This window comes from Clostridium rectalis (assembly GCF_900626095.1).
GTDB lineage: Bacteria > Bacillota > Clostridia > Clostridiales > Clostridiaceae > Clostridium_AS > Clostridium_AS rectalis.
In genome coordinates this window covers 88,953-108,103 of the sequence record NZ_UYZZ01000005.1, presented here as the reverse complement: position 1 = coordinate 108,103, position 19,151 = coordinate 88,953, and the positions used below count along the sequence as shown (strand labels likewise).

Annotated in this window: 17 protein-coding genes; all 17 read left to right on the top strand. The window is 28.9% G+C overall.

Annotation, left to right across the window (positions count from 1 at the left end; translation table 11 throughout):
- The first annotated feature begins 218 nt into the window (after positions 1 to 218).
- The 17 genes from codY (at position 219) to infB (ending at position 19,136) form a co-directional block, all read left to right on the top strand.
- Entirely contained in the window at positions 219 to 995 is a 777-nt protein-coding gene (gene codY / locus EJL03_RS09515) for a GTP-sensing pleiotropic transcriptional regulator CodY (RefSeq protein WP_125153744.1), read from the top strand.
- 274 nt (positions 996 to 1,269) lie between these two features.
- Positions 1,270 to 1,971 carry a 30S ribosomal protein S2 gene (gene rpsB, locus EJL03_RS09510; protein WP_125153743.1) on the top strand — a complete coding sequence of 234 codons (702 nt, stop codon included), beginning with the start codon at positions 1,270 to 1,272 and terminating at the stop codon, positions 1,969 to 1,971.
- 73 nt (positions 1,972 to 2,044) lie between these two features.
- Positions 2,045 to 2,968, top strand: coding sequence for a translation elongation factor Ts (tsf, locus tag EJL03_RS09505; RefSeq protein ID WP_125153742.1), 924 nt, complete (start codon positions 2,045 to 2,047; stop codon positions 2,966 to 2,968).
- A gap of 98 nt (positions 2,969 to 3,066) precedes the next feature.
- Positions 3,067 to 3,780, top strand: a complete 714-nt coding sequence (gene pyrH / locus EJL03_RS09500; RefSeq protein ID WP_125153741.1) for a UMP kinase — start codon at positions 3,067 to 3,069, stop codon at positions 3,778 to 3,780.
- Between the two features lie 15 nt (positions 3,781 to 3,795).
- On the top strand, positions 3,796 to 4,353 hold the full coding sequence (gene frr / locus EJL03_RS09495) for a ribosome recycling factor (RefSeq protein WP_125153740.1): 558 nt from the start codon (positions 3,796 to 3,798) through the stop codon (positions 4,351 to 4,353).
- 73 nt (positions 4,354 to 4,426) lie between these two features.
- Positions 4,427 to 5,197: an isoprenyl transferase gene (locus tag EJL03_RS09490; protein WP_125153739.1), complete on the top strand. Its 771-nt coding sequence runs from the start codon at positions 4,427 to 4,429 to the stop codon at positions 5,195 to 5,197.
- Between the two features lie 16 nt (positions 5,198 to 5,213).
- Positions 5,214 to 6,011 carry a phosphatidate cytidylyltransferase gene (locus tag EJL03_RS09485; RefSeq protein ID WP_125153738.1) on the top strand — a complete coding sequence of 266 codons (798 nt, stop codon included), beginning with the start codon at positions 5,214 to 5,216 and terminating at the stop codon, positions 6,009 to 6,011.
- 98 nt (positions 6,012 to 6,109) lie between these two features.
- Positions 6,110 to 7,075, top strand: coding sequence for an AI-2E family transporter (locus EJL03_RS09480; RefSeq protein ID WP_243108695.1), 966 nt, complete (start codon positions 6,110 to 6,112; stop codon positions 7,073 to 7,075).
- Positions 7,076 to 7,106: 31 nt separating this feature from the next.
- On the top strand, positions 7,107 to 8,267 hold the full coding sequence (locus EJL03_RS09475; RefSeq protein WP_125153737.1) for a 1-deoxy-D-xylulose-5-phosphate reductoisomerase: 1,161 nt from the start codon (positions 7,107 to 7,109) through the stop codon (positions 8,265 to 8,267).
- Between the two features lie 29 nt (positions 8,268 to 8,296).
- Positions 8,297 to 9,310, top strand: a complete 1,014-nt coding sequence (locus tag EJL03_RS09470; protein WP_125153877.1) for a M50 family metallopeptidase — start codon at positions 8,297 to 8,299, stop codon at positions 9,308 to 9,310.
- Between the two features lie 11 nt (positions 9,311 to 9,321).
- Positions 9,322 to 10,371, top strand: a complete 1,050-nt coding sequence (gene ispG, locus EJL03_RS09465; RefSeq protein WP_125153736.1) for a flavodoxin-dependent (E)-4-hydroxy-3-methylbut-2-enyl-diphosphate synthase — start codon at positions 9,322 to 9,324, stop codon at positions 10,369 to 10,371.
- Positions 10,372 to 14,694, top strand: a complete 4,323-nt coding sequence (locus tag EJL03_RS09460; RefSeq protein ID WP_423243341.1) for a PolC-type DNA polymerase III — start codon at positions 10,372 to 10,374, stop codon at positions 14,692 to 14,694.
- A 235-nt stretch (positions 14,695 to 14,929) separates the two neighbouring features.
- On the top strand, positions 14,930 to 15,391 hold the full coding sequence (gene rimP, locus EJL03_RS09455) for a ribosome maturation factor RimP (protein WP_125153734.1): 462 nt from the start codon (positions 14,930 to 14,932) through the stop codon (positions 15,389 to 15,391).
- 16 nt (positions 15,392 to 15,407) lie between these two features.
- Positions 15,408 to 16,457, top strand: coding sequence for a transcription termination factor NusA (nusA, locus tag EJL03_RS09450; RefSeq protein WP_125153733.1), 1,050 nt, complete (start codon positions 15,408 to 15,410; stop codon positions 16,455 to 16,457).
- Positions 16,458 to 16,487: 30 nt separating this feature from the next.
- Positions 16,488 to 16,754: an RNase P modulator RnpM gene (rnpM, locus tag EJL03_RS09445; RefSeq protein ID WP_125153732.1), complete on the top strand. Its 267-nt coding sequence runs from the start codon at positions 16,488 to 16,490 to the stop codon at positions 16,752 to 16,754.
- Positions 16,747 to 17,049, top strand: a complete 303-nt coding sequence (locus EJL03_RS09440) for a ribosomal L7Ae/L30e/S12e/Gadd45 family protein (protein WP_125153731.1) — start codon at positions 16,747 to 16,749, stop codon at positions 17,047 to 17,049. Before rnpM ends, EJL03_RS09440 begins: the two co-directional genes overlap by 8 nt.
- A gap of 17 nt (positions 17,050 to 17,066) precedes the next feature.
- Entirely contained in the window at positions 17,067 to 19,136 is a 2,070-nt protein-coding gene (infB, locus tag EJL03_RS09435; protein WP_125153730.1) for a translation initiation factor IF-2, read from the top strand.
- The last annotated feature ends 15 nt before the right edge of the window (positions 19,137 to 19,151 follow it).

The following is a 19,151-nucleotide window of genomic DNA, read 5'->3' as shown; positions in this document are numbered from 1 at the left end:
CTAATATAGTTGAAATTTAGAATATAGTATGTTATTATAATCGTGGCAAGGAAACAATTCAAAAAATTAAAAAAAATCATAATAATTTAACAAACTATGTAATAAAGCATATTATTTAATGATATAATATATTTAATATGTAATTTTGCAGTAATCATATGATATATGATTATAGTTTTAATAAGTATGATGGTAAGAATTTTAGAGGAGGAATATACATGTCATCATTATTAAATAAAACAAGAAAATTAAACAAGATACTTCAAAAGTCAGGAACGGAGCCAGTTGTATTTGAAGATATATGTAAGTTACTAAGTGAAGTTTTAACATGTAACGTTTATATATTAAGTAAAAAAGGTAAAATATTAGGATATGATTTTTCTACAGGTTTCGAGTGTGAAATAGTAAAAGAAAAAATTGTGCCTGAAAATAGATTCCCTGAATTTTATAACAATAAGTTATTAAATATACATGAAACTTTAGCTAATTTAACCAATAATGGTAAATGTGTTTTTGAAGAAGGAACATCTTGTGGAGTACAAAATAAACTTACTACAATAGTACCTATAAATGGCAATAGAGAAAGATTAGGAACTCTTTTACTTGCTAGATTCGATGATCCTTTTACAGATGATGATTTAGTACTTGCTGAATATAGTGCTACTATAATTGGACTTGAAGTATTAAGATCAAAACATGATGAAATAGAAGAAGAAGCAAGAAAGAAAGCAGTGGTTCAGTTAGCTATAGGAACTCTTTCTTATTCAGAGTTAGAAGCTGTAGAACATATATTTAATGAGTTAGATGGTAGTGAGGGCTTACTAGTGGCTTCTAAAATAGCGGATAAGGTAGGTATAACAAGATCAGTAATAGTAAATGCTTTAAGAAAGTTCGAAAGTGCTGGTGTTATTGAGTCAAGATCTTTAGGAATGAAGGGAACTCATATAAGAATTTTAAATGATAAATTATTAGATGAGTTAAAGAAAATAAAATAATTAAAAGCAGGATAAAATCCTGCTTTTTTTATTGTATAAAAAATTTTATAAAGCTTAAAATATAAATATATTATAAATATAGATAAAAAAAGTTTTTTTATCTATGATTATAGAAAAATTTGAAATAATTGTTGAACACAATAAATTCATATGATATACTACATTAGGTGAGAAAAAAATACACACATTACCTAATTTATGAATGGTGCCTTTTATACAAGGTAATTTGTAAATATGATGGTAATGGAGGTAAAAACCAAGGAGGTATAATTAAATGTCAGTTATTTCAATGAAACAATTATTAGAAGCAGGTGTTCATTTTGGACATCAAACAAGAAGATGGAACCCTAAGATGGCTCCATATATCTTTACAGAAAGAAACGGAATCTATATCATAGATTTACAAAAAACTGTAAAGAAGGTAGAAGAGGCTTACAACTTTATAAAAGAAGTTGCAGCAGAAGGAAAAGAAGTTCTATTTGTTGGAACTAAGAAGCAGGCTCAAGAAGCTATAAAAGAAGAAGCTATAAGATGTGATATGCATTTTGTTAACAATAGATGGTTAGGTGGTATGTTAACAAACTTCTCAACAATAAAAGGAAGAATAAAAACTTTAGAAGATTTAGAAGTAATGGAACAAGATGGTACATTTGAAGTTCTTCCAAAGAAAGAAGTTATAAAACTTAAGTTAGAAGAAGAAAAATTAGAAAAGAACTTAGGTGGAATAAAGAAAATGAATGCAAATAATGTAGGTGCGTTATTTGTAGTAGATCCAAGAAAAGAAAAAAATGCTATATCAGAAGCTAAGATTTTAGGTATTCCAGTTGTAGCTATTGTGGATACTAACTGTGATCCAGATGAAGTAGATTATGTAATCCCAGGAAATGATGATGCTATAAGAGCTGTAAAATTAATAACAGCAAAAATGGCGGATGCTATTATAGAAGCAAGACAGGGAGAACAATTAGCTGAGTAATTATTATAAAGGTAGATGAATATAAATTTCATTTACCTTTTAAAAAATCTTTAAAATTAGGAGGGTGTAAATTATGATAACTGCTAAGATGGTAAAGGATTTAAGAGAATTAACTGGAGCAGGAATGATGGATTGTAAAAAGGCTTTATCAGAAGTTAATGGAGATATAGATAAAGCTGTGGAAATATTAAGAGAAAAAGGCTTATCAGCAGCAGCTAAAAAGTCCGGAAGAGTAGCTGCAGAAGGATTAGTTGTAACTAGCATTTCAGATGATAAGAAATCAGGAGCTATTGTTGAAGTAAATTGTGAAACTGATTTCGTAGCTGCAAATGATGATTTTAAGGTATTATCCAATAATATAGCTAAACAGGCTATGGTTACAAAGGCCACTACTGTGGAAGAATTTGTTGCAGAAAAATACATAGCAGATGAAAATTTAACTATAAAAGATGCTGTTGTGGCTTTAATTGCTAAACTTGGAGAAAATATGTCTGTTAGAAGATTTAATGATTTCTCAGTAGAGAGTGGTGTAATAGAAAGTTACATACATGCTGGAGGAAGAATAGGTGTTTTAGTTAAACTTGAATGTGAAAAAGAAAGTGATATATTAAGTGAAGTTGCTAAAGATGTTGCTATGCAAGTTGCAGCTATAAATCCACTATTCTTAGATAGAACAATGGTTGATAATGAAACATTAGAAAAGGAAAAAGAAATTTACAGAGTACAGGCATTAAATGAAGGAAAACCAGAAAAAATTGTTGATAAAATGGTTGAAGGTAGAATTCATAAATATTATAAAGAAAACTGCTTAGTTGAACAAGTTTGGGTAAAAAATCCTGATTATACTATTACAAAATATCTTCAAGAAAAATCAAAAGAAGTTGGAGCAGAAATTAAAATTGCCGGATTTGTCAGATACGAAAGAGGAGAAGGAATCGAAAAGAAGGAAGAAGACTTTGCAGAAGAAGTAAAGAAACAAATGCAGCAAGGAAAATAATTAAAAAAGAGAACACTGCGTGTTCTCTTTTTTTAAAATAAAAATCCAATAATTTGAAATTACTATGTAATTCTTAACAATTTGGAGGTATAATGTATATGAAGAATGTTAAATATAAAAGGATAATGTTAAAACTTTCTGGAGAAGCATTGGCAGGAGAAAAGGGTTATGGTATAGACTTTGAAGTAGCTCAGAGTATAGCAAAGGAAATTAAAGAACTTGTAGATATGGGTATAGAAATTGGAGCTGTAGTTGGTGGAGGAAACATTTGGAGAGGAAGAAATGGCGAAGAAATGGATAGAACAACTGCAGACTATATGGGTATGCTGGCTACTTGTATAAATGCTTTAGCACTTCAAGATTCTTTAGAACAATTAGGAGTAAATACTAGGGTACAAACAGCTATAGAAATGAGAGAAGTTGCAGAACCATTTATAAGAAGACGTGCTATGAGACATTTAGAAAAAGGAAGAGTTGTTATATTTGCAGCAGGAACAGGTAATCCATATTTCTCAACTGATACTACTGCAGCACTTAGAGCAGCTGAAATTGAAGCAGATGCTATATTACTTGCAAAAAAAGTAGATGGAGTTTACGATAAAGATCCGCATAAATATAGTGATGCTAAAAAATTTGATAAATTAACATATTTAGATGTTTTAGATAAAGGATTACAAGTTATGGATTCCACAGCCACATCATTATGTATGGACAATAATATTCCTATACTAGTGTTTGGATTGGACTCTCCTGAAAATATAAAGAGAGCAGTTACTGGAGAAGCCATAGGAACTATAGTATGTAAAGGATAAGGGGGAGATATATAAATGATAAAGGACATATTAAATGTAGCAGATGAAAAAATGACAAAGACTATTTCTGTTTTAAAAAAGGATTTAGGATCAATGAAGGCTGGAAGGGCTAATCCAGCAATGTTAGACAGAGTAGAAGTTGAATATTATGGAACTATGACACCAATGAATCAGGTAGGAAATATTTCTGTTCCAGAACCAAGAATATTACAAATACAACCATGGGATAAAAACGCTATTAAGGATATTGAAAAGGCCATATTAAAATCAGATTTAGGATTAAATCCATCAAATGATGGAAATGTTATAAGATTAATGATTCCTGAGCTTACAGAAGAGACAAGAAAAAACATAGTTAAAAATGTAAAAAAAACCGGAGAAGAAGCCAAAATAGCTATAAGAGCTGTGCGAAGAGATTGTAATGAAAAAATAAAAGGATTAAAAAAAGAAGCGGATGTTTCAGAAGATGAAATAAAAAAAGCAGAGGAAGATATTCAAAAGAAAACTGATAAATTTATAAAAGAAGTAGACAATGTTATAGAACAAAAAGAAAAGGAAATTATGGCTGTATAATGATTGTTAAAACCTGCGAAAACGCAGGTTTTATTAATAATGAATTTAATATTTCGAAATGGAGAGAAAATATATGTGGAAATTTTTTCGCAATAAAGAAAATATAAATGATACAAGTATTATATCTGTAAATATGAATAATATACCTAAACATATTGGAATAATAATGGATGGTAATGGTAGATGGGCCAAGGAAAAAAATTTACCAAGAACTATGGGACATAAAGCAGGGGTTGAAACCATAAGAGATATTGTAAAGGAATGCAGTACTTTAGGCGTTAAGTATTTAACTTTATATGCATTTTCAACTGAGAATTGGAAAAGGCCTTCTCAAGAGGTTAATGCTCTTATGAATTTATTGGTAGAATATTTAAAAAAAGAATTAGATGAATTACATAATAATAACGTTATAATCAACACTATAGGGAATATAAAAAAATTACCCTCTGTTTGTCAAAAAGAGTTAAAAGATGCATTTGAAAAAACTAAAAATAATTCAGGTCTTGTTTTAAATCTAGCATTGAATTATGGTGGAAGGGATGAAATTTTAAGAGCCATAAAATCAATGTATAAAGATCTTCAAGAAGGAAAAATAATTATTGATAATATAGATGATGAAGTTTTTTCAACTTATCTTTATACTGCAAATATGCCAGATGTGGATTTAATAATAAGACCTAGTGGGGAACAAAGAATTAGTAATTTTTTATTATGGCAATCGGCATATGCTGAATTTTGGTATTCAGATATAAAATGGCCGGATTTTAAAAAAGAGCATTTACATAAAGCTATCTATGATTATCAAAATAGAGATAGACGTTTTGGTGGAGTTAAACATAAATAAAATAGGAGATGATCTAGTGAATAATAGGTATATAGGTGCACTTATTTTGTCGCCTCTTCTAGTATTTTTATTTATAGGAGGAATTTATTTAAAGTATTTAGTATTTATTTTATCTTTAATGGGCTTATATGAGTTTTATAAAGTAATAAAGGAAAAGGAAATTAACTCATTTAGTATAATTGGATACATATTTTGTATAATTTATTATATATATATGGGTGAAAATATAAATACAGAGTTTATTTTTTATATAATTGTACTAGCTACAATTATATCTTTAATTATACCAGTTATAGATGTTAAATATAATTTTATTGATTCAGCAGCCACCATATTAGGATGTATATATGTACCAGTGTTTTTTAGTTTTATAGTAGCTGTAAATAATAAAATGAATGGTAATTATTTTGTATGGTTAATATTTATAGCTTCTTGGGTAGGAGACACTTCTGCTTATTATACTGGAAAATATTTTGGGAATAATAAGCTTTGTCCTAAAGTAAGTCCTAAGAAAACTATAGAAGGTTCTATAGGTGGTTTGTTAGGTAGCGCTATAGGATGTGGAATATTTGGTTTTTTTATTATAAATAAAGGTGTAAATATTTTATTAATACATTTTATTATATTAGGAGTTCTTTCAGGAATATTATCCCAGTTAGGAGATTTGGTAGCGTCTTCTATAAAGAGATATGCAGGAGTGAAAGATTATAGCAATTTAATACCTGGACACGGTGGAATATTAGATAGATTTGATAGCATACTGTTTTCAACTGTAGCAGTTTACTATTATTTAAACTTTATAATCGGAATATAAAAGAGGGTTAATTAATTTAACCCTCTTTTATATATTAATATAATGCAGTTTTTTGAATATACATATTGTATAATAATTTAGATTGAAAGGTAATTAAATTGATTTATAAAACATCTAAATATAATAAATTAATTTATTGTTTAATAGCCTTAGTAGCATTTATACTTTTTACGTTTACAATTAAAAAATATTTCAAACCATTTTTTGTTATAATATTAATGTTATTTTTATCTACTCCTATATATAATTTTTTATCGGATTTTAACATTTTAAATAAAAGGGTTTGGGGAGCAGTAAGTATATTACTGGTGAATTTTTTTATAATAGCTTTATTATTTTATATTGGTAATTGGATATTTAGTATAAAAGATATTTTAATAGAAAAAGTTTTAAAGTTTATAGGAACTATAGAAGGATTAAGTAATTTTTTTAATGTACCTTCAATAAATAAAGAATTAGAAAAATATTATAGTATGATATTAAATAGCAATTTTATAAGAAAAGGAGCTTTATATACTACCGATAGTATAGTGAATTATTTTATTGGTAATATAATGACTTACTTTATTTTGGTAGATAAATATGTTATATTAAATTGGATTAAAACTTTCATTCCAAACACTAAAATATATATGATAAAAGAAAAAGTACAAGATGCAAAAAATATATTAAAAATTGAAATAGTATTAGTTATACTAACAACAATTCAAACTATATTAGGTCTTATGGCTTTAAATATAGATAATTACCTAGTTTTAGGTATTTTAAGTGGAATATTAGATATTTTGCCTTATGTAGGAACTATATTAATATTTGCACCATTAATAATATATTATATTTCTATTAAAAACTACATAATTGCATTTGGTATTTTTTGTTTATATATATTATTATTAGTTAATAGGCAAATAATGGAAACTAAATTTATTAGTCGAAAATTTAAACTACATCCATTGCCAACTATATTGTCCATATACATTGGATTAAAAACTTTTGGTTTAGTTGGTATGCTACTTGCACCACTGTATGTTATAATCTGTAAGAGTATATTGGATAATAATTGACTAGACTAATTATCATAAAGGGGATGTTAACTTGAAGAAAAATATATGTATACTTGGAGCAACAGGTTCTATAGGCACTCAAGCTTTAGATGTACTAAGAAAAGAAAAAGAAGATTTTTCTCTTATAGGAATTTCTGCTAATAATAATTGGGAAGCTATTATTAATATAATAAAAGAATTTGAACCAAAATTTGCAGTTCTAATGAATAAGAATGCTTGTGATAAAGTAAAAGATTATTGTAATGACAATGATTTAAATACAGAGATACTTCAAGGGATGGATGGGTTGATTGCTATATCAAAATTACCAGAGGTAGATATAGTTTTAACTTCTGTGGTAGGTATGATTGGATTAAAACCTACATTAAGTGCTATAAAATCTGGAAAAGATATAGCATTAGCTAATAAAGAGACATTAGTAGTGGGAGGAGAGATAATAAAAAGAGAAGCATTAAAAAACAAGGTGAATATTATTCCTGTTGATTCAGAACATGGAGCAATATTTCAATGTCTTAGGGGAAATAATGATAAGACTGTTAGTAAAATACTACTTACAGCGTCTGGAGGCCCATTCAGAGGCAAGAATGCTAATGAACTTAAAAATGTTACAGTAAAGGATGCATTAAATCATCCTAAATGGAGTATGGGTAAAAAAATTTCAATAGATTCAGCTACTCTTATGAATAAAGGATTAGAGGTTATAGAAGCGCATTTTTTATTTGATGTAGACTATGATAACATTCAAACAGTTATACATAAAGAAAGCATAATACATTCCATGGTGGAATATATAGATGGTAGTGTTATAGCACAATTAGCAACTACAGATATGAAACTACCTATTCAGTATGCATTAAACTATCCTATGAGAAAAGAAAGTGTAATAGATAAATTGGATTTTTATTCTATTAATAAATTGACTTTTGAAAAACCCGATATAGATACCTTCAAACCTCTAAAACTTGCATATAGCGCAGGAAAAATAGGTGGAACAATGCCTACAGTATTAAATGCCGCTAATGAGGCAGCAGTAGCTTTATTTTTAAAACAACATATAAGTTTTTTGAAGATAGGGAATATATTAGAAGAGTGTATGATAAAATTTGATGTAAAGTATAAATATGAAATAGAGGATTTAATTTTTTTAGATGATAAAGTAAAAAAATTTGTAAATGATAACTACAAATTATAAAATTTAAGGAGGAAACGAAATTGAGTATAATATATATTATAGGAGCATTACTTGCCTTTAGTTTATTGGTAATAATACATGAATTTGGACATTTTGCATTAGCTAAATTAAATGATGTAAAAGTAGAAGAATTTTCTTTAGGTATGGGACCAAAGTTATTTGGAATAAAGAAAGGGGAAACAGAATATACAGTTAAGGCGTTACCTATTGGTGGGTATGTTAAAATGCTTGGAGAAGATGGAGAAGACACCAAAGATAAAAGGGCTTTTTCTAATAAATCTTCTTGGCAAAAATTGAGTATAGTTGCAGCTGGACCTTTTATGAATTTAGTATTAGCTATATTTTTGTTTGCATTGGTAGCTGGTATTAGAGGATATTTTGCACCTATAGTAGGGGAACTTATAAAAGGAGGTCCTGCTGAAGTAGTACAGATGCAAAAAGATGATAAAATAATAAAAGTTAACCAAAAAAAAATAACTACTTGGGAAGATTTTTATACTGAAATATATATGAGTGGCGGTAAATCTATTGATATAACTTATGAAAGAGAAGGTAAACTTGATACAATTTCAGTAACTCCTGTTAAAGACAAAGATGGTAAAGCATATATAGTTGGAATTTATCCTAAGCATATTGATAACCCTAGTATTGGCCAATCAATATCATATGGATTTATAGAAACTAACTCCTTGATTAATCAAACATTTAGTTTCTTTAAAACTTTATTTGGAGGAAAAGCATCTATTAATGATTTTGGAGGGCCTTTAACAATAATAAAAGTATCTGGAGAAGCAGCTAAAGCAGGTATTTTAACATTGTTATCATTTGCAGGTTATTTAAGTATACAGCTTGCTATATTTAATATAATACCATTTCCAGCATTAGATGGAGGATGGATTATTTTATTCCTATTTGAAATTATAACTAGAAAGAAAGTTGATAGTAATAAAGTAGGCATAATAAATTATATAGGTTTTGCTATTTTAATGACTCTTATGATACTAGTTACAATAAAAGATATACTATATCCTATTAAATTCTAGGAGATGAGATAATGCAACGAATAAAGACTAAAAAAATTAAAGTAGGTAATCTATATATAGGAGGAGATGCACCTATAACGGTGCAGTCTATGACTAATACAGACACAAGAAATGTAGAAGCTACTTTAAAACAAATAAAAATGCTACAAGAAGCAGGTTGTGATATTGTAAGATGCGCAGTACCTGATGAAGAGGCTTGTAGGGCTTTAAAAAGCATAATACCTAAGATAGATATTCCATTAGTAGCTGATATTCATTTTGATTATAGATTAGCCTTAAAATCAATAGAAAATGGTGTTTCTGCCCTTAGAATCAATCCGGGCAATATAGGAAGTATTGAAAGGGTAGAAAAGGTTGCTAAAAGTGCTAAAGAGAAAAATATTCCTATTAGAATAGGGGTTAATTCAGGATCGTTAGATAAAGAATTATTAAAAAAATATGGAGAAGTTTGCCCAGAAGCTCTTGTGGAAAGTGCGTTAAAACATATAGAAATACTTCAAAAAGTTAATTTTTATGATATAGTTATATCTATAAAATCATCTAATGTTATAGATATGATTGAAAGCTATAAATTAATTTGCCAGAAGGTTAATTATCCTCTTCATTTAGGAGTTACAGAAGCAGGAACACCTTGGAGAGGAACTATAAAATCAAGTATTGGTATTGGAGCATTATTATCAGAAGGAATAGGAGATACAATAAGAGTATCTCTTACTTCCAATCCTATAGATGAGATTAAGACAGGAAAAGAGATTTTAAAATCCCTAGGGCTTTATAAAGGAGGAATTGATTTTATTTCATGCCCCACCTGTGGGAGGACAGAAATAAATTTAATAAGAATAGCAGAAGAAGTGGAAAATAGGTTGTCTAATGTTCCTAAAAATTTAAAAGTAGCTGTAATGGGGTGTGTAGTAAATGGACCTGGAGAGGCTAGAGAAGCAGATATAGGAATAGCTGGTGGAAAAGGAGAAGGTCTTATTTTCAAAAAAGGAGAAATTGTAAAAAGAGTCCAAGAGGAAAAACTTGTGGATGAATTATTGAAAGAAATAGAAAATATGTAGGTGAATAATATGAGCATAGATCTTGCCAAAGTGCTAAAAAATGACTGTGCAGAGGCCAGTGAATTGTTCCAAGGAATAAAAATACTTAGAATTCAATACTTAAAAAAAAGTAATAAATTAAAAATAGTAATAAAGGCTTTTAAACCTATAAAAAAGGATACAGAGGAAAAAATAAAAACCTTATTACTTAAAAGATTGATATCTTTTACAGATGTTGAAATTATTTGTTATAAAGATATCTCTAATATATCTTTGGAAGATGTTTGTGAAAAATATTGGTTTGAACTTGTTCACGGGGTTATCAACTATATCCCGTTAAGTAAGGAGTGCTTATTGTCTTCAATTAGAAAAATTGAAGACAATATTTTGTTTTTATCATATGGAAATAATTTTTTATATAACATTTTAAAAAATAAGAAAATAGAGAAAACTATTTCCAGCGTTTTGAAAGATATGTTTGGTATAAAGTGCAAAGTAGTTTTAGAATATGATTCATCATTGAAAAAAGAAAATTATTTCGATTTAAAAGATAAAGAAGAAACTTTAATTATTAAAAACACTTTATCTCAAATTAAAACAAATCAAAATGAGAATATATCATTTGTAAATAAACAAAATAATAAAAGTGAAGTTAAATCAGTAAAAATTGATGAAAATGATAGTAGTATAATATTAGGTAAAAATATTAAAGAGGATGTAATAAATATAGATACAATAAAAGATGCCATAGGTACTGTAGCAGTATTTGGTGAAATTTTCAAAAAGGAAATAATTGAGACTAAAACAGGAAGAAAAATTGTAAGCCTTTATATTACTGATTATACTAGTTCAATAACTGTGAAATTTTTCCCTAAACCGAAAGAAGCAGATAGAATAATTGATGAAATAAAAGAGGGACTTTATTGTAAGATAAGAGGAGAGGTAATTAATGATCAATATGCTAAAGAATTAGTTATAATGGCTAAAGATATTTTAAAGGTAAATAAAATTGAAAAAATGGACAATAGTGAAGATAAAAGAGTAGAACTCCATGTACATACTAAAATGAGTGCTATGGATGGAATGACTTCTGCAGAAGATATTATAAAAAGGGCAGCTAAATGGGGACATAAAGCTATAGCAATTACGGATCATGGAGTTGTTCAGGCCTACCCTGAAGCTATGGATGCTGCTAAAAAATATGGTATAAAAATCATATACGGAGTAGAAGCATATCTTGTAGATGATGAGGTACCTATAGTTCTCGGAGAAGATGGAAGGGATATATTTGATAGCTTTGTGGTGTTCGACATAGAAACCACTGGATTTTCAAATGAAAATGATAAAATAATTGAAATAGGAGCAGTAAAAATAAAAAATGGAGAAGTAGTAGATAACTTTAGCTCTTTTGTTAACCCTAAAGTAAATATACCTTTAAAAATAACAGAATTAACAGGCATAGATAATAGTATGGTAGATAATTCAGAAGATATATCTATTGTACTACCTAAGTTTATAGACTTTATAAATGATTCTATTGTTGTTGCACATAATGCTAATTTTGATGTATCTTTTATAAAGAAAAATTGTAGAGAGTTAAATATGAATTTTAATAATCCTATTATAGATACAATACCTTTAGCTAAATTTATTTTTCCAGAATTAAAAAGATATAAATTAAACGTAGTAGCTAAACATTTAGGAATATCGCTACAAAATCATCATAGGGCCATAGATGATGCTAGAGCTACTGCAGATATTTTACTTAGATGCTTTGAAGAATTAAAGAAAAAAGAAATTTTTAAATTAGATATGTTAAATAAGGAGTACCTAAAAAATCAGGATATGAAAAAACTTCCTACATATCATTTAATAGTATTAGTAAAAAATCAAACTGGATTAAAAAATTTATATAAGCTTATTTCAAAATCTCACTTAGATTATTTTTATAAAAGGCCTAGGATGCCCAAAAGCCTTATAAAACAATATAGAGAAGGACTTATAATTGGATCTGCTTGTGAAGCAGGACAAGTGTACAAAGAAGTTTTAAGTGGAAAATCACAGGAAGAATTACAAAATATTTTAAGTTTCTATGATTATTTAGAAATTCAACCACTGGCTAATAATGACTTTATGATACGAAACGGCATAGTGAAAGATAAAGAAGAGCTTAAAAAAATAAATAAAAGAATATGTGATATTGGTGAAGAAAACAATAAGCCTGTTGTAGCGACTTGCGATGTGCATTTTTTGGATCCAGAGGATGAGGTTTTTAGAAAGATATTAATGGCAGGGCAAGGATTTAGTGATGCTGATAACCAGCCACCATTATATTTAAGAACAACTGAAGAAATGCTAAAAGAATTTGAATATTTAGGAGAGGAAAAAGCTGACGAAGTGGTAATAAAAAATACCGTAAAGATTGCTGATATAGTAGACACAGTAAAACCTATACCAGATGAAACTTTTCCACCTAAAATAGATGGAGCAGAAGAAGAAATAAGAAAAATGACTGTTGAAAAAGCTCATAATATATATGGAGAAGCTTTGCCAGATATAGTAGAAAAAAGATTAAATAAAGAACTAAATTCTATAATTAATAATGGATATGCTGTACTTTATTTAATAGCTCAAAAATTAGTGGCAAAATCAATTCAGGATGGATATCTAGTAGGATCGAGAGGATCAGTTGGTTCGTCCTTCGTAGCTACTATGTCTGATATTACTGAAGTAAATGGATTACCTCCCCATTATGTTTGTCCTGTATGTAAATATAGTGAGTTTATAACTGATGGGTCTATAAGTTCAGGAGCTGATTTACCTGATAGAGCATGTCCTAAATGCGGTAAAGATTTAAATAAAGATGGTCATGATATCCCTTTTGAGACTTTCTTAGGCTTTGAGGGGGACAAGGAACCAGATATAGACTTAAACTTTTCAGGAGAATATCAGTCTGTAGTTCATAAATATACAGAAGTTATTTTTGGAAAAGGGCATGTTTTTAAAGCTGGAACTATTGGTACTGTAGCAGAAAAGACTGCCTATGGATTTGTAAAAAAATATATAACTGAAAAAAATATTCAAGTAACTCAAGCAGAAGTAGAGAGACTTACAATGGGATGTACCGGGGTTAAAAGAACCACAGGGCAACATCCAGGGGGAGTTATGGTTGTGCCTAGTGATAATGAAATTTTTAACTTTTGTCCTATACAACATCCCGCAGATGATAATGACACAGATATAATAACTACACATTTTGATTATCATTCAATTAGTGGTAGATTACTTAAACTTGATATATTAGGACATGATGACCCTACTGTACTTAGAATGCTACAAGATTTAACAAAAGTAGATCCTAAAAAAATACCCTTAGGCGATAGTAAAGTCATGAGTTTATTTACATCACCAGATGCATTAGGAGTTACTAAAGAGGAACTAGGGTGTGAAGTTGGAACCTATGGGTTGCCTGAATTCGGAACTAAATTTGTAAGACAGATGCTTATAGATACTCAGCCTAAAACTTTTGCAGATTTAGTAAGAATCTCTGGGCTTTCCCATGGTACAGATGTTTGGATTAATAATGCCCAGTATTATATTAAGGAAGGTTTTACTACACTTAAAGATTGTATTGCAACAAGAGATGATATAATGACCTATTTAATATTTAAGGGATTACCACCTAAAATAGCCTTTAATATAATGGAAAAGGTTAGAAAGGGAAAAGGTCTTTCAGAGGAACATGAAAAGATAATGAAAGACAATAAAGTTCCTGACTGGTATATTGAATCTTGTAAAAAAATAAAATATATGTTCCCTAAAGGTCATGCTGTTGCTTATGTAATGATGGCAGTTAGAATAGCTTATTATAAGGTTTATTATCCTCAGGCATATTATGCTACTTATTTCTCTGTTAGAGCAGATGATTTTGATGCAGATGTAATATTAAATGGTGATGAAGCAGTACTGCGAAAAATTGATGAAATTATTGCCATGGGTAATAATGCCACCCAAAAAGATAAAGGTTTGCTTACCATATTGGAAATATGTCATGAGATGTTTAAAAGAGGTATAAAATTTCTTAGAGCAGATTTATATAAATCAGATTCCATAAAGTTTTTAATAGAGGAAAATGGTATAAGAATTCCACTAAGTGCTTTACAAGGAGTTGGGAAAAATGCCGCTAAAAATATTCTAGAAGCAAGAGTAAAAGGGGAATTTATATCAAAAGAAGATTTAAGATTAAGATCAAAAGCTACTAAAACGGTAATTGAGGCTTTGGAAAAACATGGTTGTCTTAAAGGAATGCAAGAAACAAATCAAATTTCTTTATTTAATTTATGATATGTAACTTTAAATATAGAATGTTAACTTTCCCTTGAAATAACTTATTTGATATGATACAATGAGAACTAGTAAGTTTACTGATAAATTTTGACGGAGAAGAGTGGGTATAAAGCCCGCTCTTTCTATTTGTATTTTTTAGGAAACGCAACATATGTTGCGTTTTTAAATTAATTAGTTTTTTAGTATTTAATTTTATGTTTTATAACAAAATATATTTAAAGGAGGTATTATTGTGAAAAAGGATGCATTAATTGAAGAACTTATGGATTTAATAAAACCTATAGTAGAAAATATGAACTATGATTTATATAATTTAGATTTTGTGAAGGAAAATAGAGAAAATTATTTAAGAGTGTATATAGATAAACAAGGGGAAATAGAGCTAGAAGATTGTGAAAAAGTAAGCAGAGCTGTAAGCGAAATGTTAGATGAAGTTGACCCTATACCGGATAGTTACTATTTAGAAGTATCTTCTCCAGGAATTGAAAGAGAGTTATTTAATGACCAACATCTAAAAAAATATATAGGCAATAACGTTTTGATAAAATTATCATCATTATTAAATGGCAGTAAGAATTTTGAAGGGAAATTAAAAAGTTTTGATGAAGGTACTATTACTATAGAAGTTAACGAAAAAGAAATTTCTATTCCAAAAGAGAAAATTAATAAAGTGAATTTAAGAGGGGATTTTTAAAAGGAGGGCAATTAAAATGAATGAAGAATTCATACAAGCGTTAAGGGAGATAGTAAAAGAAAAGGGAATTTCTGAAGATTTAATATTTAATACAATAGAAGATGCATTAGTAGCAGCTTATAAAAAAAATTATGCTAAACAAGGAGCTACTACTCAAAATGTAGTAGTTAATATGAGTAGGGAGACTGGTGAAATTCAAGTATATTCAAGAAAGACAGTAGTAGATGAAGTTATAGATGAATTAAATGAAATTTCACTAGAGGATGCTAAGGAAATAGATCCAAGATATGAATTAGGTGAAGTAGTTAATATTGAAGTAACACCTAAGAAATTTGGAAGAGTAGCCGCACAAGCTGCAAAACAGGTTGTAATTCAAAGAATTAAGGAAGAAGAGAGAAGACTAGTTTATAATGAATTCATAGAAAAAGAATGTGATATAATAACAGGTACTATCATAAGAAAAGATAAATCAAATGTTTTTGTTGATTTAGGTAAAATAGAAGCAGTATTAGGACCAAACGAGCAAATGCAGGGAGAAGAGTATAATTTTAATGAAAGATTAAAATTATATATAGTTGAAGTAAAAAATACAACTAAAGGTGCTCAGGTTATAGTATCTAGAACTCATCCAGGGTTAGTAAAGAGATTATTTGAATTAGAAGTGCCAGAAATATATAATGGTATTGTAGAAATAAAGAGTATATCAAGGGAAGCTGGATCAAGAACAAAAATAGCTGTATATTCAAATGATGAAGACGTAGATCCTATGGGAGCATGCGTTGGTCCAAAAGGAGTAAGAGTACAGAATATAGTAGATGAACTTAGAAATGAAAAAATTGATATAATAAAATGGAGTAAATTACCGGATGAATACATAGCAAATGCTTTAAGTCCAGCTAAAGTATTAGATGTAACTGTTGATGAAGATAATAAATCTGCCAGGGTTGTTGTAGGTGATAATCAGTTATCTTTAGCTATAGGAAAAGAGGGGCAAAATGTAAGACTTGCTGCCAAACTTACTGGATGGAAAATAGATATAAAAAGTTCATCTCAAGTTTCTGAATGAAATTAGGCTTAATGAAGGATGGTGGTTTTAATGAAAATTAAAAAAATTCCACAAAGAATGTGTACTGGATGTTTAGAAATGAAGCCCAAAAAAGAACTTATTAGGGTAGTAAAAAGTAAAGAGGGGGAAGTTTCTGTAGACTTAACAGGAAAGAAAAATGGAAGAGGGGCTTATATTTGTAAAAGTGTAGATTGCCTCCAGAAAGCCTTTAAAAGCAAAAAGTTAGAAAAAAACTTAGAAACTAGTATTGATGAAAAAATATATAATACATTAAAGGAACAGATGAAAGATGAATAATAAATTTCTTGGATTTTTAGGAATTACAAAAAAAGCAGGAAAGTGTATAGAGGGATATAATAAATGTGAAGAAGCCATAAAAAAGAATATATGTAATCTTATTGTTGTTTCCGTGGATACTTCACAAAATACAAAAGATAAATTTAGTAAATTGTGTATAGATAGAAATATACCTATAATTATTGATTTTAGTAAGTTAGTATTATCTAATACTTTAGGTAGAAATGAAATAAATATTCTTGGAATTTCAGATGAAATTATGGGAAAAAGATTATTAGAATTATGGAAAGATTAATTTCGGGGGTGAACGTATTGTCAAAAATAAGAATATATGAATTAGCAAAAGAATTAAAAATGTCAAGTAAGAGTTTAATAAACCTTTTAAAAAATGAATTTGATATAGAAGTAAAGAACCATATGAGTGTTATAGAAGATGAAGATGCCCAGTTAATAAAAGAGTTATATTTGGGTGGAGGAAAAAATGAAGGTAATGATTTAGAAGATCATGTTGAAGAGAAGTACGGAGAATTACAAGAGGAAGAATTAAAGAAGAAGAATAAAAAAAGTAAAATAAAAAATAGTTCAACGGATAAAAATGAAAATAGTGAAGAACTAAATGAAGAGGAAATAGTTATAGAAATGGATACTACTATAACTGTTAAGGAGTTTTCTGATAAACTAAATAAACCTTATGCAGAGGTAATTAAACAACTTATATTTATGGGAGTTATGGCAGGAATAAATCAGGAAATAGATTTTGAAACTGCTGAAAAATTAGGAGAAAAATTTGAAGCATTAGTAGTTAAAAAAGAAGAAGATGCATCCTTAGAAGCAGAACAAGAAGATCTATATGACGAAGATGAAAAAAGTGAAAAGAGACCTGCGGTAGTTACTGTAATGGGTCATGTTGATCATGGTAAAACTTCACTATTAGATGCTATTAGAAAGGCAAAGGTTGCATCCACAGAAGCAGGAGGAATAACACAACATATAGGCGCTTATACAGTAAATGTAAATGATGAAAAAATAACATTTTTAGATACACCTGGTCATGAAGCTTTTACATCTATGAGAGCTAGAGGAGCTCAAATTACAGATATAGTTATATTGGTAGTAGCAGCGGATGATGGAATAATGCCACAGACAGCAGAAGCTATAAACCATTGTAAGGCAGCTAATGTACCAATAATAGTAGCTATAAATAAAATGGATAGACCAGGAGCTAATCCTGATAGAGTTAAACAACAGTTATCAGAAAAAGGACTCTTGGCTGAAGATTGGGGTGGAGATGTTATTACTGTACCTGTATCTGCACATACAAAAGAAGGAATAGATTCTTTACTTGAAATGATAGTTTTAACAGCAGAAATGCAAGAACTCAAAGCTAATTCTCAAAGAAAAGCTAAAGGTACTGTTATAGAAGCGAAACTTGATAAGGGTAGGGGTTCAGTGGCATCACTACTTGTACAAAATGGTACTTTACATGTTGGAGATTCAATTATAGTTGGTACTACATATGGTAGAATAAGAGCTATGTTTGATGACAAAGGTAAAAAAATAAAATCTGCAGGACCATCTATACCAGTGGAAATACTAGGATTATCAGAAGTTCCAGCTGCAGGTGATAGATTTAATGTTGTTAAAGATGAAAAGACTGCAAGAGAAATGGCAGAAAAAAGAAAAGAGAAGAGTAGAAATGAATATTTAAAATCAACTCATAAAGTCTCTCTTGAAGATTTATATAGTCAAATTAAAGAAGGAAAAATTAAAGAATTAAATATAATAGTTAAAGCGGATGTTCAAGGATCTGTAGAGGCGGTTAGACAATCTTTCGAAAAACTTTCAACTGATGAAGTAAAGGTAAGAGTTATACATGGTGGAGTAGGTGCTATAACTGAAACAGATGTTATTCTGGCTAATGCATCTAATGCAATAATTATAGGATTTAATGTTAGACCAGATTCTAATGCTATATCAGCTTCAGAAAAGGAAAATGTAGATATAAAAACATATAGAGTTATTTATACTGCAATAGAGGACATAAAGGCGGCTATGATAGGTATGCTTGAGCCTGAATATAAGGAAGTTGTTCTAGGGAGAGTAGAGGTTAGAAAAACATATAAGATATCTAATATTGGAACTGTTGCTGGTTGTTATGTTTTGGATGGTAAAATAACAAGAAATTCAAGTGTAAGAATAGTTAGAGAAGGTATAGTAGTATTTGAGTCTATATTAGATTCTTTAAAAAGATTCAAAGACGATGTAAAGGAAGTTGCTTCAGGATATGAATGTGGCTTGATGGTAGAAAAGTTCAATGATATAAAAGAGGGAGATATTGTTGAGGCTTACGTAATGGAAGAAATAAAAAAAGATAAGCTATAATCGAGGTGATATTTC